This is a genomic window from Amycolatopsis sp. NPDC051061 (assembly GCF_040682935.1).
GTDB lineage: Bacteria > Actinomycetota > Actinomycetes > Mycobacteriales > Pseudonocardiaceae > Amycolatopsis.
Window position 1 is genome coordinate 67,387 of sequence record NZ_JBFBBZ010000032.1, and the last position, 20,987, is coordinate 88,373.

The following is a 20,987-nucleotide window of genomic DNA, read 5'->3' on the forward strand; positions in this document are numbered from 1 at the left end:
GAAAGACGCGACCTCCCGCGCGTACCCGAACGGGCGTTCCATCGAAGCGTGACCACTTCCGAGAAGACCGCCGGCAGCGCCCTCGCGACGCTCGTCACCGCGTTGCTCGGGTTCTTCGTGGTCACCCTGGACGCGGTCGTCGTGAACATCGCCCTGCCGGAGATCCGGACCGACCTGGGCGGCGGCATCGCCGGACTGCAGTGGGTGGTCGACGGCTACACGCTCATGTTCGCCGCCGCGCTGCTCTCGGCCGGCTCGCTGGCCGACCGGATCGGCGCCAAGAAGGCGTTCGCGCTCGGGATCGTCGTGTTCACCGTGGCGTCGCTGGCGTGCGGCCTGGCCCCGCAACTCGCGGTGCTGGTGGCGTTCCGCTTCGCCCAAGGGCTGGCCGCCGCGGTGGTGATGCCCTCGTCCATGGCGCTCATCGCCCAGGCCCACCCCGACCCGGTGCGCCGGGCCCGCGCGGTCGCGATGTGGGCGATGGGCGGCGCCGCGGCGTCGTCGGTCGGCCCACTCCTGGGCGGCGTGCTGACGACGGTGAGCTGGCGGTGGATCTTCCTGATCAACCTCCCGGCCGGAGCCGTGGCGTTGCTCCTGCTCCGCCGGGTCGCCCGGTCGGCGCACCACCGGGCGCCGTTCGACGCCGCGGGTCAGCTCGTCGGCGCCGTCGCGATGGCCGCCGTGGTCTTCGGCGCCATCGAAGCCGGTCAAGACGGCTTCGGCCGGCCGGCGGTGCTGGCGGCGTTCGGGATCGCCGTTGTCGCGTCGGCCGCGTTCGTGCTGCTGGAAGCCCGGGTCGCGCATCCGATGCTGCCGCTGGAGCTGGTCCGCTCCCGCACCGTGGTCGCGGCGGTGGTCATCGGGTTCGCGTTCATGATCGGCTACTACGGGATGCCGTTCGTGCTGAGCCTGGTCCTGCAAGACCGCGGTCTGTCGTCGCTGGCTACCGGGGTGGTGTTCCTGCCGATGATGCTGGCCGGGCTCGTGCTGACCCCGGTCGTGCCCCGCGTGGTCGAGCGAACCGGCTCCCGGCCCGTGGTCGTCACCGGCCTGGTGCTGATGACGGCCGGACTCTCAGCCCTCGCTCTCCTCCCCACCACCGCACCCACCTGGGTGACCGCCGCACTGATGATTCTCGTCGGGCTGGGCGGTCCCACGGTGATCCCGCCGGTGATCGCGGTCCTGCTCGCCGCGGTCCCCGCGCACCGGGCCGGGACCGCGAGCGGGGCGTTCAACACCAGCCGCCAGCTCGGCGGCGCGCTGGCCGTCGCCGTCTTCGGCGCCCTCCTGGCCGCACCTGCGGGTTTAACGACCGGCCTGCGGGTCAGCCTGCTACTGGCCGCCGCCGTCGCCGCTGCGGCCGCCGTCACCGCGGTCGCGGGCCTGGGTACTCGCCACTAGACCAAGATCAACGAAAGGGAACCACGATGACCGACAATCCCCAGCCCTCCGGCGCGGAAAAGATGTTCGGTGACTTCGCGCCCGCGCTGGTGCACTTCACCGACGACGTCCTCTTCGGCGAAGTGTGGAAGCGCACCGACCTGACTCCCAAGGAACGCAGTCTCGTCACCGTCGCCGCGCTGGCCACCAACGGCAACACCGAGCAGCTCGTCTACCACCTCGGCTTGGCCAAGGAGAACGGCACCACCGAAGCCGAGCTGATCGAAGCGATCACCCACCTGGCCTTCTACGCCGGCTGGCCCCAGTCGATGGCCGCCATGGCCGTCGCCAAGAAGGTCTTCCGGAACTGACCACCCTTTCGAAGGAGCACACGACCATGCGCGGAGCTGTCATCCACGCCCCCGGCGACGTCCGCTTCGAGGACCGCGCCGATCCCACCATCCAAGCCCCCACCGACGCGGTCATCCGGATGTCCGCCACCTGCGTCTGCGGATCCGACCTGTGGGACTACCGCGGCATCAACCCCGTCACCTCCCCCACCCCGATGGGCCACGAATACGCCGGCATCGTCGAAGAGGTCGGTACCGACGTCACCATCATCAAGCCCGGCCAGTTCGTCATCGGCTCCTTCTTCGCCTCCGACAACACCTGCGAGATCTGCCGCGCCGGGTTCCAGACCTCCTGCGTCCACCGCGAATTCGTCGGCGCCGGCGGGGCCCAAGCCGAGTACCTGCGCGTCCCACTGGCCGACGGCACCCTCGTCGCCACGCCGGAAGTCCCGGCCGACGACCTCCTCCCGAGCTTGCTGGCCGCCTCCGACGTCCTGGGCACCGGCTGGTTCGGCGCCGTCGCCGCCGACGTCAAGCCCGGCTCCACCGTCGCGGTCGTCGGCGACGGCGCCGTCGGCCTCCTCGGCATCTTGGCGGCGCGGGAACTCGGCGCCGAGCGGATCATCGCGATGAGCCGCCACGAACCCCGGCAGAAGCTGGCCACCGAATTCGGCGCGACCGACATCGTCACCGAACGCGGCGACGACGGCGTCGCCAAGGTCAAAGACCTCACCGGCGGGCTCGGCGCGCACTCGGTCATCGAAGCCGTCGGCACGCAGGAGTCGATGATGCAGGCCATCCGCTCGGCTCGCCCCGGCGGCGCGGTCGGCTACGTCGGCGTCGCCCACGACGTCACCCTGCCCGGCGAGGAGCTGTTCTACTCCCACGTCCGCCTCCTCGGCGGCCCCGCCCCGGTCCGCCGCTTCCTGCCCGACCTCATCGACCGCATCTGGCGCGGCACCATCGACCCCGGCAAGGTCTTCGACCTCGAACTCCCCCTCGACCAGGTCGCCGAGGGCTACCGGGCGATGGACGAACGCCGCGCCATCAAGACCCTTCTGCGCCCCTGAGAACCGGAGATCCACGATGCAGCACATCCCCGTCAACGACACCGTCAAGACCCCCGCCGAGCGCTTCACCGGCGACGTCTACCTCACCATGATCAAAACTCCCGAGCCGCCGTCGCGCCTGGTCGCCTCCCTGGTCCGGTTCACCCCCGGCGCCCGCACCAACTGGCACTCCCACGCTGTCGGGCAGACCCTCCACGTGACCGACGGCGTCGGCCTCGTCGTCAACCGCGACGGCCAAGTCATCCGCATGCGGGCCGGCGAGACCGTCTGGACCCCGCCGGGCGAAGAGCACTGGCACGGCGGCACCGACACCACCTGTATGAGCCACATCGCCATGCTCGAAGGTCCCGAAGAAGGCGGAGACGGCACCACCTGGCTCGAACCGGTCACCGACCAGCAGTACCACGACGCCCACCAGCGGAGCTGATTCACCGTGCACACCCGAACTCTCGGCCAGGGCCTGCGGGTCTCGGCCATCGGCCTGGGCGCCATGGGCATGTCCCAGAGCTACGGCCCCAACCCCGGCGACCGCGAGGCCATGATCGCCGTGCTGCGCGGCGCGGTCGAGCGAGGTGTCACGTTCTTCGACACCGCCGAGGTCTACGGCCCCTACGTCAACGAAGAACTCGTCGGCGAAGCGCTCGCCCCGCTGCGCGACCAGGTCGTGATCGCCACGAAGTTCGGCTGGCGGATCGAGGACGGCCGGTCGGTCGGACTCGACAGCCGTCCCGAACAGATCAAGCGGGTCGCCGACGCCTCGCTGCGCGGGCTGCGGACCGACCCGATCGACCTGTTCTACCAGCACCGCGTCGACCCGGACGTCCCGATCGAGGACGTCGCCGGCGCCGTCGGCGAGCTCGTCCAGGCCGGCAAGGTGCGGCACTTCGGGCTCTCCGAAGCCGGGGCGGCCACCATCCGCCGCGCGCACGCCGTCCACCCCGTGACCGCCGTGCAAAGCGAATACTCGCTGTGGACCCGCGACCCCGAACCGGAGGTGCTGCCCACCTGCGGCGAGCTCGGCATCGGCTTCGTGCCGTTCAGCCCCCTCGGCAAAGGCTTCCTCACCGGCGCCGTCACCGCCGCCACCCGGTTCGCCCCCGGCGACGTCCGCGCCGGCATCCCCCGCTTCACCGAGGACAACCGCACCGCCAACCAGGCGCTGGTCGAGCACGTCACCAACCTGGCCCGCGCCAAGGACGCCACACCCGGCCGAATCGCCCTCGCCTGGCTGCTCGCCCAGCACCCGTGGATCGTGCCCATCCCCGGCACGCGCCGCCTCGAGCGGGTCGATGAGAACGCCGCTGCCACCCAGGTACCGCTCTCGGCGGACGAACTGACCGACCTCAACCACATCGCCGCGCGGATCGGCGTGCAGGGCGACCGGTACAACGAGCACCACATGTCCCTCGTCGGCCGCTGACGGGTTGTGGCCCCGCCTGGCACCTACCGGACGGGGTCACGACACAGCCGGACCACACCGGGGCCCGCGCCGACTTGCGCTTACCGCGCTGCGGCGGCCAAAGCCGCGCGGATCGCGTCCTCGCCGACCTGCTGGCCCTTCTCGTTCGAGTACGGCCCGTATGGAGTCCCCCACACCGGCGTGCCCGTCGCCTGCCGCCAGCTATCGGCCAGCGGTCCCGCGTCCACCACGCTGTACCCGATGGATTCGATGAACTCGGTCACCGCCGCCTTCGCCGGCGCGAAGTCCCCGGCCACCGGCAGGTACGAGCGGTCGGCCGCCCCCGCCGGGCGAGCGAGCGACACCAGGTGCTTGAAGAAGATGTTGTTGAACGCCTTCACCAGCAAGGCGCCCGGGACGTACCGCAGCAGCAGCTCGCTCGAGGTGAGCGACTCGCTGTCGAGCTCGGGGATCTGCCCGTCACGCTCGGGGCCGTAGTTGCACGTGTCGATGACCGTCTTCCCGACCATTGGCGCGGCGGGCACGTCGGGGAAGGCCTTGACCGGCACCGTGACCACGACGATGTCACCGGCGGCCGCGGCCTCCCCCCTCGTCGCCGCGGACGCCCGGGGCCCCAGTTCCGCGACCGTGGCCGCGAGCGTTTCGGGACCGCGTGAGTTGCTCAGCACGACCTGGTACCCGGCGTCGACGGCGAGCCCCGCAATGGCGGTGCCGAGGCTCCCGCTTCCGATGAATCCCACAGTCGTCATTCGAATCCTTGTCAGCCGGCGGCGAAGTAGTGGCCGTTGTCCAGATCGGCGAGCAGGCCGGGCTGAGCGGGTTCCCAGCCGAGGGTCCGGCGGGTGACGAGGTTGGACGCCGGGTAGTTCTGCGTAACCAGATTCGCGAGGAACCCGAAGTGTCCCGGCACCATCAGGTCGTCGACCGGAACACTCACGACGGGCAGGTCCAGCCGGTTGCCGATGGCCCCGGCGATCTCGCGGAACGGGACGCCACCGTCCTCGACCGCGTGCCAGTACTTGCCGGCCGGCCCCTTCTCCAGCGCCAAGCGGAACAAAGCGGCGACATCGCGGATATGCACGGCGTTCCACAGGTTCGCGCCATCTCCGGGGTAACCGGAAAAGCCCTTCTCCTTCGCGAGCGCGATCAGCATGGGGAGGAAGCCGGCGCGGTCGGTGGTGTCGTGCGCGATGTTGGCGATCCGCACGATCGAGGACCGCACTCCCTGCTCGGCGAGGCCGACCACGGCTCTTTCCACGACGTTGCGAGCCCGCAGGGTGCCCTTGTGCTCCTCGCCGCTGGGCAGGGCCGGGTCCTCCTCGGCGACCGGCCGGCCGAGGTTCCCGGGAGAGCCGATGCTTCCCGCCGCGACCAGCGGCTTGCCGGTTCCCGCCAGCGCCTCGCCGTAAGCGAGCATGATCGGGAGCTCCGCGGCGGCCACGGCGTCGATCCCGCCGGAGGGAAGCAGGTCCTGCCGGTGCGCGACGTGGATGACGCCGTCGGAGTCCGCGGCCGCCTTCTTGAGCCCGTCGAGATCCTGGAGGTCGCCGCGTCGGACCTTCGCGCCGAGCGCGGACACCGCCGCGGCGGCAGCGTCCGATCGGGCCAGGCCGATGACCTCGTGTCCGGCGGCGACGAGTTCGGGGATGATGTACGAACCGGAGTGGCCGGTCCCGCCGGTGACGAAAACGCGCACGCTACTGCTCCTTGTGAATGGTGTGGCGCGAAGTGGTGGTGCCGGTGCGCTCAGCCGAGAAGCTTGACGCCGAGGGCAACGTTGAACCCGGCGCCGCTGCGGGCCAGGCCCATCAGCAGCAAGCCGGCCCCCTCCAGCCAGTGCGCCATCTCCAGGCCACCGACATCCAGCGGGCGCAGCCCGAGGCTCTCGATGAACGCCGACACAGTCGCCTTGGCCCCTGCGTCGTCGCCGGCGAACAACACGTCCAGCGGGCCGCCCTGCGCCAGGACATGACCGAAGACAGTGTTGAACGCCTTCACCACGTGCGTGCTCGCCGGGGCGGCCTTGGCGATCTCCTGCGCCCCGGACGTGCCCTCAGGAGTGACCAGCACGGTGTCGTCGGCACCGGCGAAGGTGTTGGAGATGTCGATGACGACCTTGCCCGCCAGCGCGTCCCCGTACTGGGCGATGACCGGTACGCCGCCGGCGTGCGGCACGGCGAGGACGACGATGTCGCCGGCCGGGGTGGCGCCGAACGTGCCGGCCGTGGCGCCGCCACCGAGCGCGGTGGCCAGGTCCTCGGCCTTGGCCGCGTCGCGGCCGATGACCTCGACGGCGTTGCCGCCCTCGACCGCGCGAGTGGCCAGTGCGCGGGCCATGCCCCCCAGGCCGATGATGCTGATGCTGCTCATGGTGTGTCTGCTTTCTGGAGCTCGATACGCGCCTGGACGGCGCTCTACTGCCGAGGCTGCCATCGGCCTGAGTGGGTGTCCAAGACCTCTTTCACCCGCTGCGATACCCTTCAGGCATCGCCGGACCGGGAGGCTCCATGGATCTGGACCTGCGCAAGTTGCGCTACTTCGTCGCCGTCGCCGAGAGGCTCCACTTCGGCCGCGCCGCCGATGAGCTGCACATCGCACAGCCGGTACTCAGCCGGCAGATCCGCGCGCTGGAACAGGATCTCGGCACCCCGCTGCTGACGAGGGACAGCCACGGCGTGGCGCTGACCGACGCCGGCAGGCAGCTGCTGGCCGATGCCGGCCCCCTGCTGGCCTCCGCGCACGCGGCCCGCCGCCGGGTGACCGCGGCCGCGCGAGGCAGCCAGCGGCTGATGGTCGGCTTCCGGGCAGGCGTCGCGGTCGCACCGGCGGTCCAGCAGTTCGCAACCCGGCACCCCGACGTTCTGGTGGACGTGCAACGGATCGAAGGGGACGACCAGGCCTCGATGCTGCTCGACGGCCGCATCGACATCGGCTATGTGAGGCCGCCCATCGACGAGGCCGGCCTGCGCGTCACCCCGCTCTACACCGAACCACGGGTTGCCGTGCTGCCGGCCGGCCACCGATTGGCCGGCAAGGAGGAAGTCACCGAGGCCGATCTGGCCGGCGAGCCGCTGCTCTGGCATGCCGACACGAGCACGCAGCCCACCAGGCACCCACACCCCAACGCCGGGTACCTGGTGCGCGGGGTGGACGAAACGCTCGAGCACGTCGCGGCCGGCCGCGGCATCTCGTTCCTGGCCCGCTCGGCGACCGTGTTCTACTCACATCCGGACGTCGTCTATGTGCCCATCCCGGAGCTGGCACCCGACCAGGTGTGCCTCGCAGTAGCGGCATCGCGCACCTCGCCGATGGTCGACGACTTCTTCACCGCGGCCCAAGCTGCGGCCGAGATCACCGCAGAATGCGGAAACTATGAAATGTGGCAGCTTGGCGGCGAAGCTGTCACAAAGCCCGTTGAGCGATTCGCCTGACGACAACAGCACCGAGCGACGCCACCACCGCCGAGCTGGACCGGGTCGCCGGCACACACAACTACGGCCGCAGAGTCCTTCGCAAGTGGCGACCACCGACGTCAGCCCGGGGCGCACCTACCACGCGCGAGGACCGCGTGGAACCTGCGGGCGGCGAATACGCGAGCTGGCGCTACGCCTTCCTCGCCATGGCGGTCCTGGCCGTGGTCAGCTGTGTGATCACCCTGGTGGGTGCGCAAAACCCGCCGCGCCGCTGGGCCGGTCCCTGGACTGGCCGGGCCAGATCACCATCGCGGTGTCGCTGTTCGCAATCACGTTTCGCGATCCGTGGGGGTAATACGGTGCCCGAGACTTGAACCCCATACGCGGGATATCTCCAGCGTATGGGAGATCATGGGGCGCGCGGCAGGGATACCGATGCTGCAGCTTCGGCGTACGGCGACGCGATCTGGAAGTGGGCTTGCGACCTCGCTCAGTGAGTATCCCGCTCCCTTTCCGTGCGTCGGCGGCCGTTCAGGGCGCCACTCCGGCACACCGGGCTGCACACTTCAGGCCCGTCGACGAGCTTCCTCAGGTGGCGACGAGGGCGGCGTCACGCAGCTGACGGCGTGAGCTGATCCCGAGCTTGGTGAAGATCTTGCGCAGGTGCCATTCGACCGTGCGCGGGCTGAGGAACAGGCGAGTGCCGATTTCGGGGTTCGAGTAGCCTTCGCCGGCGAGCCGGGCGATCTGGAACTCCTGGGCGGTGAGCTCACCGGTGGGCTCCACCGTGCGTTTCCGGGCGGTCTCCCCCGTGGCCAGCAGCTCGCGCCGGGCCCGGTCGGCGAACGCTTCCAGCCCCATGGCGGACAGCTGGTCGTGGGCCGTGTGCAGGTGCGCCCGGGCATCGACACGGCGACCTTCGCGGCGCAGCCATTCGCCGTACAGCAGGTGGCTGCGGGCGAGGTCCACCCGCAGCGGGGTCCGGTCGAGGCAGGCGATGGACTCGCGGTAGAGGCGATCGGCGTCCTGGCCGGTGCCGCACAGTGCGCGCACGCGGGCGTCGATCCCCATCGCCTCCGCGGTCCGGGCCGCCGCGGCTCGGTCGGCTGACCGGGCGGCCGCGGCGGCCAGCTGCGCCTCGTCCCCGGTGCGCGATGCCGCCTCGGCCAGCTCCGCGGTGGCGAGGCTCTGGAACCCCACCACGTCGCGGTCGAAGACCCGGCGGGCGGCGTCCAGTGCGACGTCGTGGCGGCCGAGACCGTTGTAGAGCACGGCTTTTCCGTAGTCGGCGAGGGTCACCAGCCGGTGCTGACCGCGCACCGTCGCGTCGCGTGCGGCGCCGGTCAACAGGTCCGTCGCCGACGCCTCGCGGCCGCGGAACGCCGCGAGCAGCATCTCGGCGTAGCCCACCGGCGCGTTGCCGGTCGCGCCGGCGATCACGCGGTCCTCCTCGACCGACGACGCCGCCGCGGTCAGCTCCCCGGCGAGCACCTCGTTGACGGCGAGGAAGTTGAGCGCGAACTGCAGCTGCACGAGCGCACCGGCGTCGCGGGCGAGCTGGACCTGACGCGTGGCGAGCGCCCGCGCGGCTTCGAAGTCCCACGCTTCGGTGGCGATCGTGCCACCGGCGCGGTTGCCCAGCAGCCAGAGCACCCGCCCGACGTCCTCGGTGCCGATGTCCAGGGCGCGAACAGCCTCCAGCGCCCCCCTCAGCAGCGGCGCCGCCGCCTGGTAGCCGTCGGTGAACCGGGTGGCCAGCGCGTCCAGCACGAGGTCGACGGCCCGGGGTGGAACGGGCGCCGGGGGCGCGGCGCGGGTGGCCTCGGCCGCCGCGACGAAGCCGCTGTCGTCCGAACCTCCGGCCCACAGCGCGGCCGCCAACGCCTCCAAGTACGTCTCCCGCGCCCGGTTCGCGTCGAGCGGGGTGAGCTGCTCGGCCGCGCGCAACAGCAGGCCGGTCGCCTCACCGCTGCGCCGCTGGTCGAACGCGATCTGCCCACGCAGGCGCCCGACCTCGGCGGCCCGCTCCGCGTCCGGCGGTCCGGCCTCCACCGCGTCCAGGAGCCCGAGTGCCGACTCGAGCGCGCCGGCGTCCCGCTTGAGCGCGGCGGCCGCGAGTTCGCGCGTCGCGCGCCGGGCCGGTTCCGGCGTCAGCAGCGCCGCCTGCTCGAAGAACGCGGCGGCGGCGACCAGGCCACCGCGTGCCCTGGCGCGCCCCGCGGAGCATTCGAGGTCGGCCGCCAGGTCCTCATCGGGTGAGACGGTCGCCTGGGCGCGATGCCAGGCGCGGCGATCCGGGTCACGGTCCGGGTCGGTGACGTCCGCCAGCGCCCGGTGCACGTCTTGGCGGTCCAGGGACGACGCCGACCGGTAGACCGCCGAGCGCACGAGCGGGTGCCGGAACCGGACGCGGCGGCCGAACTCGATCAGCCCGGTCGCCGCGGCCGCGGCGGCGGGGTCGGCGCCGAGCCCGAGCCGGCCGGCCGCGCCCCAGAGCAGGGTGGCGTCACCGAGGGGCTCGGCCGCGGCGATGAGCAGGAGCCGCCGCGTGTCGGCGGGAAGCGGATCCAGCTGGTGGACGAAGCACTGCTCGATGCGGCCGGCGAGCGGCACCGCGCCGGGCTGTTCGAAGCCGTCGGCCAGCTCGGCCGCCGTCCACGCACGGGGCAGTTCCAGCAGCGCCAGCGGGTTGCCGTGGGTTTCGGCGATGATCCGGTCGCGGACGCGGCCGTCCATCGGGCCCTGGAGCACCGAGCCCAGCAACGCTTCCGACTCGGCCTCCCCCAGGCCGCCGATCGGGAGCTCCGGCAGGCCGGCCAGGTCGAGTTCGCGGCCGGTCTCGCGCAGCGCGAAGACCACCACGATCCGCTCGGCGAGCAGCCGGCGGGCGACGAAGGCGAGAACCACTTCGGACATCCGGTCGAGCCACTGGACGTCATCGACCAGGCAGAGCAGCGGTTGTTCCTCGGCCACGTCGGCGAGCAGCGTCAGCACCGCCAGCCCGATCAGGAAGCGGGTCGGGCGGGTGCCGGCGCTCAGCCCGAACGCCGTGCCGAGCGCGTCGCGCTGAGGTTCGGGCAGGCGGTCGAGCCGGTCGAGGAACGGCGCACACAGCTGGTGCAGCCCCGCGTAGGCCATGACCTGCTCGGATTCGACGCCCGCGGCCCGCGCGACCCGGAATTCCGGCGCCTGCGCGTGCGCGTACTCCAGCAGCGCGGTCTTGCCGATTCCGGCCTCGCCGCGCAGGACCAGCACCTGACCCTGCCCCGACCGGGCGCCGGCCAGCAGACGGTCCACTGTGGCGCACTCGCTGTGCCGGCCGATCAGCCCCGGCATGCGTACCTCCCGCGGCCCGGCCGGCGGCGGCCGGATGGCCGCGCCAGGTGACCGAACAGTAGCGCAGCACCGGCCGGGCGTTCCGCTGTCACGCGCTGTCGCGACTCTCCGTATTCCGCGCCTCGATCGCCTTCGCGGTCTTCGCCAGTTCCCCGCCGAGGACACGTTTGCCCACGACGGCGAGCAGCGCGCCGAGCAGCCGGCCCTTGAGGTTCTCGCCGTCCCGCACCACGACGACGTCGACCTCGGTCGTGCCGTCGGGAAGCCGGGTGAAGCGGTAGGTGTGGCCCGAGGCCCCGCCCCACAAGTTGGAGTCGGTCGTCTTCATCACGACACGGGTGGGATCGGACCAGTCGTAGTGCAGCCGCTCCCAGATGCCGCCCGATCCCTCGGTGACGTCGGCGTGGTCGGCGCCCTTGTCGTGTACTCGCAGGAACTCGTCCGCGCTGCGGCCGAAGAGTTCCGCGCGCCCCGGACCGAAGTCGGTCAGCCCGGCCAGGAACTGCCCGGGCGACGCCGTGGTCAGCTGACGCAGGTGAATCGTGGACATCGTGTCCTCCTTGATTTCGCGTTCGGTGAAGTCATTCGTGGGTGTCGAGGACGACGCGGAACCGGGCGTCGCCGGACATCATCCGTTCGTAGGCCTTCGGCGCCTCGGACAGCGGCATGATCTCGTTGCGGCTGCGGATTCCGCGCTCGTGGGCCAGCCGGAGGCTGTCCTCGTTCTCGATGGCGGACCCGGTGAGCGCGCCGGTCACCGAACGCGTGCCGAAGATGAGGGCCGGGGTCCGAACCTCGATCGGGTCGGGTGCGGCCCCCACGACGAGCAGTTGCCCACGGGTGCCGAGCCCGGCCACGAGCGGGGACATCGACGCGCCGCTGGACGCGGTCGCGATGATGGCCGCCGCTCCGCCGAGCCGCGTCAGCTCCTGGCCGGGATCCGTCGCGGTGCTGTCGATGTACTCGTCGGCGCCGAGTTCGGCGGCCAGTTCGGCCTTGCCGGTACCGCGGGCGATGGCCGCGACGCGGTAGCCGAGCGTCTTGGCGTACTGGATGCCGAGGTGGCCGAGGCCGCCGATGCCCTGCACGGCGACCAGCGAGCCGGGCCGAGCATCGGCCGTCAGCAATGCTCGGTACATCGTGAGTCCCGCGCACAGCAGCGGTGCGACGTCGAGCGGCTGCGCGCCGTCGGGGATGCGGACCAGGCCGGTAGCGCGGGCGTAGGCGACTTCGGCGTACCCGCCGTCGGTGATGGTGCCGGTCCAGGGCTGGTCGGTGCAGTTGACGAAGTCGCCGCGGCGGCAGTTGTCGCACTGGCCGCAGTGGCCGTTGAGGTAGCCGACGCCGACGTGGTCGCCGGCGGCCCAGGCGGTCACACCCGGGCCTACGGCGTCGATCACGCCGACGATTTCGTGACCGGGCACGACCGGCACCGACGGGTCGGCGCGCAGCCCTTCGACGGCGAGGGTGTCGCTGTGGCAGACCCCGCAGGCCTCGACCCGCAGGCGCACCTCGCTGGGCAGCGGGTCGCGGAGTTCGCGTTCGACCAAGGAGAATTGCCGTGTTCCGGTCACTTCGAACGCACGGTAGGACATCACTGGGCTCCGATCGGGTGGACCTGGCGGTCGAGATCGCGCAGGACGTGGAGGAAGGCTTCGGAGAAGGTCGGGAACGGCTGGACGACGTCGAGCAGCACCGCCAGCGAAATCGCGTTCAGTCATGATTCCTTCTTCCGAGGAGCCGGCCTTCATGTCGAGGATCCGGTGCGCGGGTCGTCCCGCGCACCGCCGGATGGACTCAGGCGTCCTGGTGCTGCGCCATGTACTCGGCGTACCAGACCGGCCATTCCTCGTCGTACTGCCCGGTTTCCTTCTCGTGCTCGCCGTGCGCGGCCGCGGCCTCGCGCAGCGCCGTCTCGAGCTTCTGCGTCGAGCCGTAGGTCACTCCGTCGACGCGGCCGGGGAACCGGGTCGTGATCTCCTGCAGCTGCCAGGTGTTGCCGTCCGGGTCGCTGAACGACGCGAACGAGGAGTAGGTGCCGCGATCGGGGTGCACACCCGGGGCGAACGCGCCGGTGCCGTCGCGGTGGAAGACCTCGCTGACGTCGACCCCCTGGCCGGCGAGCTCCTTACGGGCGGCTTCGATGTCGTCGACGACGAGGTAAGTGCTCCGGACCGAGCCCGGCGCGGCGTCGGTGATCCCGGTGCCGAAGTGGATCGACGTCGCTGATCCCGGCGGGGTGAGCTGGACGATCCGCGAGGTGCCGAAGGCGAGGTCGGCGTCTTCGCGCCAGCCGAGGGTCTTGTAGAAGTGCTTGGTCCGGTCGACGTCGGTGACGGGCAGGACCACGACTTCGAGCTTCATGTCCATGATCGGAACTCCTTCGTGTGGGCGGCGGGTGTGCCGCTGCCACCACAATCGCCCCGGAGCGGGTCCGTTCGCCCCAGGGAGACACCCTGGTCCTACCCGGGCCCGGGTACCCGTGCGCTCGACGCGGTGGCCACCGACGAAACCCGGCTGAAAACGCGGGCCACGACCGCGAGCAGGCCGGCGAGATCACGCAGCTGCGGCGTCAGGCGTCGAGCCGTCGGGCCTCGGCGAGCCCTGCCCGGCACCGGCGCCGACGCGGCGCACGCGCCGGCCGCCGACCGGCACGTCCTGCTCGTCGGTGACGCCGGCGCCGGAAAGACCACGCTCCACAAGGGCGAAGAACCAGGCGCCAGCCTTCTGGGCCCCCCGGGCAACCGCGGCGGCCTTCCCGGCGTGCTGGAGGCATGACGTCGTCGAGGTCCTGGCTGCCCGAGGCGGCCTTGTTGTGGCTTCCCCTGGTGGTGCTGATCGGCGGGCTCGCGGTGGTGTGGACCGGCGTCTCCATGGCCGTGGATGTGAACCGGTCGGCCGGGCTCTTCCCGGGGCGGGTCATCGCGACCGGCGCTCGGGAACACCTGACCGCGTACGTCGAGTACACCGGACCCGACGGGGTGACGAGGACGGAGACCTTCGAGAACCACCAGGGGCGAGTGAACGGCCCAGGGCGCCGTGTGCAGATCCGGGTGTGGCCGGACGAACGACGCGCGGAACTCGACGATGGGGACAAGCACACCCCGGTCATCGTGGTCGGCAGCCTGCTGACTCTGCTCGGCGCAGGCGGCACCGTCCTGCTGTTCAGGTGGCATCACGGCGTGAGGCTGGACGTGAAGGTGGAGAAGTGGCGAGCGCGGTTCGATGTGTGCTTGTGGTGGCTGTCTCGCTGGCGGTGACGTCCCGCGACCTCGACGAAACGTGTTCGTTCCAGCCGCCGACCGGTCGACCGCCGGGACGCGCGCTCATGCCGACGAATTGCCCCAGACCCACGGCGCGGTGTCACGAGGAACGGCCCCCGGACTTCGGCGACGGCCGGAACCGGGCGTGGGCGTGCTGGGTGTCCGGAGAGGACGGTGACCTGCCACCACTGCCCGCTGCCCCGGCGCCACCGGAACGCACCGAGGGTTCTCGCACGGAAAAGCCGTTGCTCACGGTCGAAAACCTCCTGAAGACCTTTCCCGTCACCCGGCGGAGCGGCCGGCTGCGGCGCAAGACCGTCGACCTGGCAGCCGCTCGATCCTGGCTGGCGGCGGGCGCGGTGGCGGTGGGCGTCGGCTCGCCGTTGACCGGGGAATGCCTCGTGACGGGAGACTTCGCCGCACTGCGCACCCGAGCACGCGCCTGGCTGGGTGGGTGGCCGGACCGGTCCCTTACCGAACCCGAACACAGCGCTGATGCGGCTCTGTCGTGACGCCCATAGCCTGCGGACATGGCACACCGGACCCGTGTTCTCCTGACCTTGGCCTTGACCGCGACGATGGCCGCCGCTGCCTGCAGCACCGGCGGTTCGACGTCGCCCCGAGCTTCCGGAGCAGCGGGCGGCAAACCGAACATCGTCCTCGTCCTCACCGACGACCTGTCGATGAACCTGCTCCAGTACCTGCCGCACGTGCAGGACATGGCCAAGACCGGGACGACCTTCGCCAACTACACGGTCACCGACTCACTCTGCTGCCCGTCGCGGTCGTCGCTGTTCACCGGCATGGTGCCGCACAACACCGGGGTGTTCACCAACGGTGGTGCGGACGGCGGGTACGCCACGTTCCACGGCCGCGGCGACGACAAGTCCACCTTCGCGACGTCGTTGCAGCAGGCCGGGTACCACACCGCGATGATGGGCAAATACCTCAACGGCTACGACCCCAAGACCAGCGGCGTGCCCCCGGGCTGGAACGAGTGGGACGTCGCCGGCAACGGCTACGGCGAATTCGACTACGACCTCAACGAAAACGGCACGATCAAGCACTACGGCAAGACACCCCAGGACTACCTGGTCGACGTCATGGCCGGCAAAGCCGCCCAGTTCGTCGGCAGCTCGGCCGACGCGCACACCCCCTTCGCGATCGAGCTCGCCACGTTCGCCCCGCACGGCCCCTACACCCCGGCCCCCCGCGACGCCGACGCCTTCCCCGGTCTCACCGCACCGCGCGGACCCGCCTTCGACACCCTGCCGTCCGCGGCGCCACCGTGGCTCACGTCCCGCACACCGTTGACGGACAAGGAAAAGCAGAAGATCGACAAGGACTTCCGCAAGCGTGCGCAGGCCGTGCAGTCGGTGGACGCGATGATCGGCACCGTGCAAGCCGCGCTGGACAAGGCCGGGGTACGTGACAACACGGACATCGTGTTCACCTCGGACAACGGCTATCACATGGGTGAGTACCGGCTCACCCCCGGCAAGCAGACGGCCTTCGACACCGACGTGCACGTGCCACTGGTGGTCACCGGCCCCGGTGTCAAAGCCGGCGCGACGGTCGACCAACCGGCCGAAAACATCGACTTGCGGCCGACGTTCGAAGCACTCGCCGGCGCCCGCACACCCGAGCAGGTGGACGGCGAAAGCCTGGCCCCGCTGCTGAACGGCACCACGCCGCAAGCCTGGCGCACGGTCGGACTGGTCGAGCACCACGGCCCGGACTTCGACAAAACCGATCCGGACAAGCCGACGAAGAACAGCGGCAACCCGAGCACCTACGAGGCGATCCGCAGCACCACCTACACCTACGTCGAGTACACCGACGGAACCAAGGAGTACTACGACCGAAGCAAAGACCCCCAGGAACTGCACAACACCGCAGCCGAGCTGCCGCCGGACACCGCGAAGCAGCTGCACGAAACGCTGCAGGCCATGACCTCCTGCCACGGCGCGACCGCTTGCCGACACTGAGGTTCGTCTCGCATAGCCTCTCCCACCCGCCGCGGAGACAGGTGATCCAGTAGTCGCCGCCGGAGTCTCTGGTTACGCCGTGGGTTTCGCTGGCCACCCCGGACGGCCGGGCACACGCCGTGGAAGAGGTCCTCGACCACTGCTCGGGTGTGCTGGACGGGCTGATCACCTGCGCCGGGCCGGGCCCGCATGTCGACGCCGACGTGCTGCGACCCGGCCGGGCACCAGGCCGGCGCAGGGCTGGGGGCCTAGCATCGCGATCATGGCCCCGCGCACGATCATCCTGCGACTCCCCGCCTGCGGCTGACCGCCGCCGGCCTGCGCTCGGAGCTACGCGCCTACGTGTTCGCTGCCAACCATGTCAGCCTCCGCATCCTGGAGAAGGCGGGGTTCCGGCTCGTCGGCCCCGATCCACGGGACCCCCGGCAGCTGCTGTTTGAAACGCGGCCCGGGCCTACGCCGGGTGAACAGCTCCCGGGCCCGTCCGGGCGCGAGTGAGCTGCCAGATCATGGCGACGGCGGAGCCTGATTCGACGTCTGCTCGTCGTCGGCGCCCGCGACCCTGTTCGTGTTCACCTTGTCGTGGGCGACCGATGCCGGGCATCGAGGTCAGGACCCCGGCAAGAGGGTGCGCATCAAGTATTTCCTCAACCTGCTCAGCAACCTGTTTCCGTTGCTGAAGAGCAGACGACAGCCGCCGACGCCGATCGCCGTGACGCGGAACTCTCACCCGGCGGAAACGATGTCCGAAGACAGCGGCGCGATCGCCCCGATGATCGCCTGCGTCGTCTCCTCCGGGACCCCCGCGGCGAGCAGCGAGTCCGTCAAGTACTTCGCCACCAGATCGAAGTGGTGCGCGGCGATCCCCCTCCCCCGGTGCACGTCCTTCATCGACCGGCCCCGGTATTCATCGGGCCCGCCGAGCGCCGCGGTGAAGAACTCGATCTGCATGCCTTTCAGCCGGGACATGTTCGTCCCCTTGAAGAAGACCGCCAGCTCCGCGTCCGCCAAAACGCGCTGGTAAAAGTCGTCGACCACGACCACCAATGCCTCCTGGCCGCCGATCTGCTCGTAGCTGCTCGTCATGTCGCCTCCCGGTCGTGGTGGTCACCGTGGTGATCAGCCAACCTCGGGAACATTTCGCACACGTAAGATCACGATCACTCGCCGGTTAGATCGCTCTCACGACGAGTGCTTGGTTTGCCGAGCGCTAACCCTCCGCCGGCGTCCCGAGAACCTGGCGGGACGCCGGAGCCGGGCGCGGGCATCATGGCGGCCATGCCGCACCACGTCCTGCTCGCCGACGACGACCGCGCCATCCGGGAGTCCCTCGTCCGGGCCCTCGACCTCGAGGGCTACCACGTCACCGAGGTCACCGACGGCGTCAGCGCCCTGGCCACCGCCCGCCGCCACGACTTCGACGTGCTGATCCTCGACGTGATGATGCCCGGCGTCGACGGCCTCGGCGTCTGCCGCGTCCTGCGCGCCGAAGGCGACCAAACGCCGATCCTCATGCTCACCGCGCGCGTCGAGACCCCCGACCGGGTGGCCGGCCTCGACGCCGGGGCCGACGACTACCTGCCCAAGCCCTTCGAGCTCGACGAACTCCTCGCCCGGCTGCGCGCCCTGCTGCGCCGCACGTCATCCGAGCCGGACGCTCGGCGCACGCTGCGGCTCGGCGAGCTCGCGGTCGACCCGGCCGCCCGGCGCGTGTGGTGGCAGGGCACCGAGATCACCCTCTCCAAGACCGAGTTCGACCTGCTGGAACTGCTCGTGCGCAACGCCGGGATCGTGCTCGACCGCACCACGATCTACCAGCGCATCTGGGGCTACGAATTCGGCTCCGACTCCAAGAACCTCGCCGTCTACATCGGCTACCTGCGACGCAAACTCGACCAGGCCGGCGCGACGGACCTGATCCACACCGTCCGCGGCGTCGGCTACTCGGTCCGGTCCGCATGAACCTGCGCAGCAAACTCGCCATCGCGTTCGCCGGCGTCGGTGCGGCGGCCGCGATCCTGGTCGGGGTGCTCAGCTACCAGGCCGCCTCCCAGCGCATCGACGCCGAACTCGACCGCTCCCTGCTCACGACGTCGGCCGAGGTCGCGGCCGGCGCGACGCAGGTCCTGGCGCCGAGCCCGGTCACCCGCGGGCCCGATGACGACGACCACGACGAAGCCCAGCCCATGGTGGCCCAGGCGATCAACCCGGACGGCACCGTCCGCCCGATCGGCGGCCGCCGGGTGCACCTCGACGTCGGCGACGCCGACCGCGCGCTGGCCGCGACCGGCTCCCTCGGCGACCGCCGCTACTGGGAGCTCACCGCCGGACGCGACGACTACCGGGTGATCACCGTCGCGCTCGGACCCGGCCGCGGCGCCGTCCAGCTCGGCATCGACGTCGATGAATCCCGGCACGTGCTGAGCGAGCTGGCCACGCGCATCACCGGCGTCAGCGCGCTGGTCCTGGTCGTCGCGGCGCTGGCCGGCTGGCTGCTGGCCCGGCAGATCACCCGGCGGCTGGTCCGGCTGACCGACGTGACCGAACTGGTCAGCGACGGCCGCCTCGACGACGTCGCCGTGCCCACCGGCGGCCGCGACGAAGTCGGCCGGCTCGCGACCTCGTTCGACCGGATGCTGGGCCGGCTCGCCGACGCCCGTGCCGACCAGGACCGCCTCGTCCAAGACGCCGCACACGAGCTGCGGACCCCGCTGACCAGCCTGCGCACCAACGCCAGCGTCCTGCGCCGCTTCGCCGAGCTCACCCCGGACGCCCGCGGGCGCCTCCTCGACGACGTCGACGGCGAGACCCGCGAACTGACCCACCTTGTCGACGAGCTGGTCGAGCTGGCCACCCGCCGCTACGAGGCAGAGGAACCGGCGACGGTCGAGCTAGGCGAGGTGGCCGAGCACGCCGCCGAGCGCGTGCGGCGACGGTCGGGGGGTGCCATCACGGTCGAAACCGACGCCTCGGTGGTGACCGGGCAGGCGAAAGCGCTGGAACGCGCCGTCTCGAACCTGCTGGAGAACGCCGTCAAGTTCGCGCCCGACGACCCGATCGAGGTTGTCGTGCGCGACGGGCGCGTGCAGGTGCTCGACCGCGGCCCCGGCATCGGCGATGCCGACGCGGCCCGCGTGTTCGACCGCTTCCACCGAGCGGACGCCGCCCGCGGCCTGCCCGGCTCCGGCCTCGGGCTGGCCATCGTGCGGGACATCGCCCTCGCCCACGGTGGCACCGTGTTCGCCGAACCGCGCCCCGGCGGTGGCGCCGTCGTCGGGTTCACCGTCGGAGCGGATCTTCTCTTACCGAACTCTCACCCTGGTCACGTCGACGGCTAACCGGGCTCCGGAAGGGTGGATCGCAGCGATCACCCCGAGGAGCCCCGATGTCCACCGCCCTGGCCACCCGCGTCGCCCCGCCCGTGGTCCGCGCGTGGTGGCGGGACGCCGCGGGCCTGACGGCCTGGCTGAGCGTCCTGTTCGTGGTGGCGCTCTGGGTGTCCGGCCGCGGCCTGCAGGGCCTGAGTTCGGATTTCCTGACCTCCACCGGGCGGCTGACCGGCTTGCTGTCGGCGGACCTCCTGCTGCTGCAGGTGCTGCTGATGGCGCGGATCCCCTGGGTGGAACGCAGCTACGGGCAGGACGAGCTGGCCCGCCGGCACCGGCTCGTCGGGTTTACCTCGATCACGCTGCTGGCCGGGCACCTGGTGCTCATCACCCTCGGCTACGCGGCGACCGACCGCTCCGGCGTCCTCGCCGAGGCGTGGGCCCTGGTGACGACCTACCCGGGCATGCTCCTGGCGACCGCCGGAACGGCCGCGCTCGCCATGGTCGCCGTGACGTCGGTGCGCGCAGCCCGGCGGCGGCTGCGCTACGAGTCCTGGCACCTGCTGCACCTCTACGCCTACCTCGGCGCCGGCCTCGCACTGCCGCACCAGCTGTGGACGGGTGCCGACTTCACCGCCTCCCCCGTCGCAACAGCGTTCTGGTGGACCACCTACGCCTCGGCCGCCGGCGCCGTGCTCGTGTTCCGCGTCGGCCGGCCGGTGTGGCTCAACGTCCGGCACCGCCTGGTCGTCGAGAAGGTCGTGCCCGGAGGCCGCGGCATCGTCTCGGTATATCTGAGCGGTCGTGACCTCGACCGGCTTCCCGTGGCGGCAGGCCAGTTCTTCGTCTGGCGGTTCGCCTCCGGCCCAGGCTGGACGCGCGGCAAGCCGTTCTCGCTCTCGGCCGCTCCAGACGGGCACCGGCTGCGGATCACGGCCAAGGACCTCGGCGAGGGCAGCCGCCGGCTCGCCACCCTGCGCCCCGGCACGCCCGCGCTGTTCGAAGGCCCGTACGGCCGCCTGACCGGGACTGTCCGAAAGGGACGGAAGATAGCGCTGTTCGCTTCCGGGATCGGGATCACACCGCTGCGCGCGCTGCTGGAGGAGCTGCCGTTCGGGCCCGGGGAAGCCGTGCTGTTCCAGCGCACCGGCAACCCGGCGGACCTGCTGTTCCGCCGGGAGCTGGACGACCTCGCCGCCCGCCGCGGGATCCGGATCCACTACCTGCTGGGCCGGCGCTCGCGCGACCGCGCGTCGTGGCTGCCCGCCGGGTACGCCCCGGTGCCCGACGAGCAGGTGCTGCGTCACCTCGTGCCCGACATCGCCGACCACGACGTCTACGTGTGCGGCCCCGACGCCTGGACCGGCGCCGTGCTCGACAGCGCACGCCTCGCCGGTGTCCCCGCCGACCGCGTCCACGCCGAGCGGTTCGCCTGGTAGGA

Annotated in this window: 21 protein-coding genes; 13 read left to right on the forward strand and 8 right to left on the reverse strand. The window is 71.3% G+C overall.

The window, feature by feature from the left end; translation table 11 throughout:
* Positions 1 to 48: 48 nt before the first annotated feature.
* From AB0N03_RS35005 to AB0N03_RS35025, 5 genes are read left to right on the forward strand one after another with little or no spacing between them, the layout of a single operon-like run.
* On the forward strand, positions 49 to 1,401 hold the full coding sequence (locus AB0N03_RS35005; RefSeq protein ID WP_364380944.1) for an MFS transporter: 1,353 nt from the start codon (positions 49 to 51) through the stop codon (positions 1,399 to 1,401).
* A 26-nt stretch (positions 1,402 to 1,427) separates the two neighbouring features.
* A complete protein-coding gene (locus AB0N03_RS35010) occupies positions 1,428 to 1,751 on the forward strand; it encodes a carboxymuconolactone decarboxylase family protein (protein WP_364380947.1) in 324 nt (107 codons plus the stop codon).
* 26 nt (positions 1,752 to 1,777) lie between these two features.
* On the forward strand, positions 1,778 to 2,800 hold the full coding sequence (locus AB0N03_RS35015; protein WP_364380950.1) for a zinc-dependent alcohol dehydrogenase family protein: 1,023 nt from the start codon (positions 1,778 to 1,780) through the stop codon (positions 2,798 to 2,800).
* Between the two features lie 16 nt (positions 2,801 to 2,816).
* On the forward strand, positions 2,817 to 3,227 hold the full coding sequence (locus AB0N03_RS35020; protein ID WP_364380953.1) for a cupin domain-containing protein: 411 nt from the start codon (positions 2,817 to 2,819) through the stop codon (positions 3,225 to 3,227).
* A 6-nt stretch (positions 3,228 to 3,233) separates the two neighbouring features.
* The gene (locus AB0N03_RS35025) at positions 3,234 to 4,220 is read left to right on the forward strand and encodes an aldo/keto reductase (RefSeq protein WP_364380956.1); all 987 of its coding nucleotides are present in this window, start codon (positions 3,234 to 3,236) and stop codon (positions 4,218 to 4,220) included.
* A gap of 80 nt (positions 4,221 to 4,300) precedes the next feature.
* Here the strand turns inward: AB0N03_RS35025 and AB0N03_RS35030 are convergent, their stop codons facing one another.
* Genes AB0N03_RS35030 through AB0N03_RS35040 form a run of 3 tightly spaced genes read right to left on the reverse strand, consistent with a single transcriptional unit; the run spans position 4,301 to position 6,590 of the window.
* Complete coding sequence (locus tag AB0N03_RS35030; protein ID WP_364380959.1) at positions 4,301 to 4,969, reverse strand: NAD(P)-binding domain-containing protein; 669 nt, start codon at positions 4,967 to 4,969, stop codon at positions 4,301 to 4,303.
* 11 nt (positions 4,970 to 4,980) lie between these two features.
* The gene (locus AB0N03_RS35035) at positions 4,981 to 5,916 is read right to left on the reverse strand and encodes an SDR family oxidoreductase (protein WP_364380962.1); all 936 of its coding nucleotides are present in this window, start codon (positions 5,914 to 5,916) and stop codon (positions 4,981 to 4,983) included.
* Positions 5,917 to 5,966: 50 nt separating this feature from the next.
* Complete coding sequence (locus tag AB0N03_RS35040) at positions 5,967 to 6,590, reverse strand: NAD(P)-binding domain-containing protein (RefSeq protein ID WP_364380965.1); 624 nt, start codon at positions 6,588 to 6,590, stop codon at positions 5,967 to 5,969.
* Positions 6,591 to 6,727: 137 nt separating this feature from the next.
* Between AB0N03_RS35040 and AB0N03_RS35045 the strand changes: the two genes are divergently transcribed.
* Positions 6,728 to 7,651 carry a LysR substrate-binding domain-containing protein gene (locus AB0N03_RS35045; RefSeq protein WP_364380968.1) on the forward strand — a complete coding sequence of 308 codons (924 nt, stop codon included), beginning with the start codon at positions 6,728 to 6,730 and terminating at the stop codon, positions 7,649 to 7,651.
* A 570-nt stretch (positions 7,652 to 8,221) separates the two neighbouring features.
* On the opposite strand, the gene AB0N03_RS35050 is transcribed toward AB0N03_RS35045, so the two are convergent.
* The 4 genes from AB0N03_RS35050 to AB0N03_RS35065 form a co-directional block, all read right to left on the reverse strand.
* Positions 8,222 to 10,969: an AAA family ATPase gene (locus AB0N03_RS35050; RefSeq protein ID WP_364380971.1), complete on the reverse strand. Its 2,748-nt coding sequence runs from the start codon at positions 10,967 to 10,969 to the stop codon at positions 8,222 to 8,224.
* 88 nt (positions 10,970 to 11,057) lie between these two features.
* Positions 11,058 to 11,519, reverse strand: a complete 462-nt coding sequence (locus AB0N03_RS35055) for a hypothetical protein (protein WP_364380974.1) — start codon at positions 11,517 to 11,519, stop codon at positions 11,058 to 11,060.
* 31 nt (positions 11,520 to 11,550) lie between these two features.
* Positions 11,551 to 12,543, reverse strand: a complete 993-nt coding sequence (locus tag AB0N03_RS35060; RefSeq protein ID WP_364380977.1) for an alcohol dehydrogenase catalytic domain-containing protein — start codon at positions 12,541 to 12,543, stop codon at positions 11,551 to 11,553.
* A 223-nt stretch (positions 12,544 to 12,766) separates the two neighbouring features.
* A complete protein-coding gene (locus AB0N03_RS35065; RefSeq protein WP_364380980.1) occupies positions 12,767 to 13,339 on the reverse strand; it encodes a VOC family protein in 573 nt (190 codons plus the stop codon).
* Positions 13,340 to 13,465: 126 nt separating this feature from the next.
* On the opposite strand from AB0N03_RS35065, the gene AB0N03_RS35070 reads away from it, so the two are divergent.
* The 4 genes from AB0N03_RS35070 to AB0N03_RS35085 all read left to right on the forward strand — a co-directional run bounded on the left by AB0N03_RS35070 (position 13,466) and on the right by AB0N03_RS35085 (position 16,220).
* A complete protein-coding gene (locus tag AB0N03_RS35070; protein ID WP_364380983.1) occupies positions 13,466 to 13,747 on the forward strand; it encodes a hypothetical protein in 282 nt (93 codons plus the stop codon).
* 50 nt (positions 13,748 to 13,797) lie between these two features.
* Entirely contained in the window at positions 13,798 to 14,229 is a 432-nt protein-coding gene (locus tag AB0N03_RS35075; protein ID WP_364380986.1) for a hypothetical protein, read from the forward strand.
* A gap of 248 nt (positions 14,230 to 14,477) precedes the next feature.
* On the forward strand, positions 14,478 to 14,744 hold the full coding sequence (locus AB0N03_RS35080; protein ID WP_364380989.1) for a hypothetical protein: 267 nt from the start codon (positions 14,478 to 14,480) through the stop codon (positions 14,742 to 14,744).
* Positions 14,745 to 14,762: 18 nt separating this feature from the next.
* Positions 14,763 to 16,220, forward strand: coding sequence for a sulfatase (locus tag AB0N03_RS35085; RefSeq protein ID WP_364380992.1), 1,458 nt, complete (start codon positions 14,763 to 14,765; stop codon positions 16,218 to 16,220).
* A 726-nt stretch (positions 16,221 to 16,946) separates the two neighbouring features.
* On the opposite strand, the gene AB0N03_RS35090 is transcribed toward AB0N03_RS35085, so the two are convergent.
* Positions 16,947 to 17,306, reverse strand: coding sequence for a group 1 truncated hemoglobin (locus AB0N03_RS35090; protein WP_364380995.1), 360 nt, complete (start codon positions 17,304 to 17,306; stop codon positions 16,947 to 16,949).
* Between the two features lie 183 nt (positions 17,307 to 17,489).
* On the opposite strand from AB0N03_RS35090, the gene AB0N03_RS35095 reads away from it, so the two are divergent.
* The 3 genes from AB0N03_RS35095 to AB0N03_RS35105 are packed head-to-tail and all read left to right on the forward strand — an operon-like array spanning position 17,490 to position 20,985.
* Complete coding sequence (locus AB0N03_RS35095) at positions 17,490 to 18,182, forward strand: response regulator transcription factor (RefSeq protein ID WP_364380998.1); 693 nt, start codon at positions 17,490 to 17,492, stop codon at positions 18,180 to 18,182.
* On the forward strand, positions 18,179 to 19,558 hold the full coding sequence (locus AB0N03_RS35100; protein WP_364381001.1) for a HAMP domain-containing sensor histidine kinase: 1,380 nt from the start codon (positions 18,179 to 18,181) through the stop codon (positions 19,556 to 19,558). The genes AB0N03_RS35095 and AB0N03_RS35100 overlap by 4 nt, the downstream gene beginning before the upstream one ends.
* A 47-nt stretch (positions 19,559 to 19,605) precedes the next feature.
* A complete protein-coding gene (locus AB0N03_RS35105) occupies positions 19,606 to 20,985 on the forward strand; it encodes a ferric reductase-like transmembrane domain-containing protein (RefSeq protein WP_364381004.1) in 1,380 nt (459 codons plus the stop codon).
* Positions 20,986 to 20,987 lie beyond the last annotated feature (2 nt).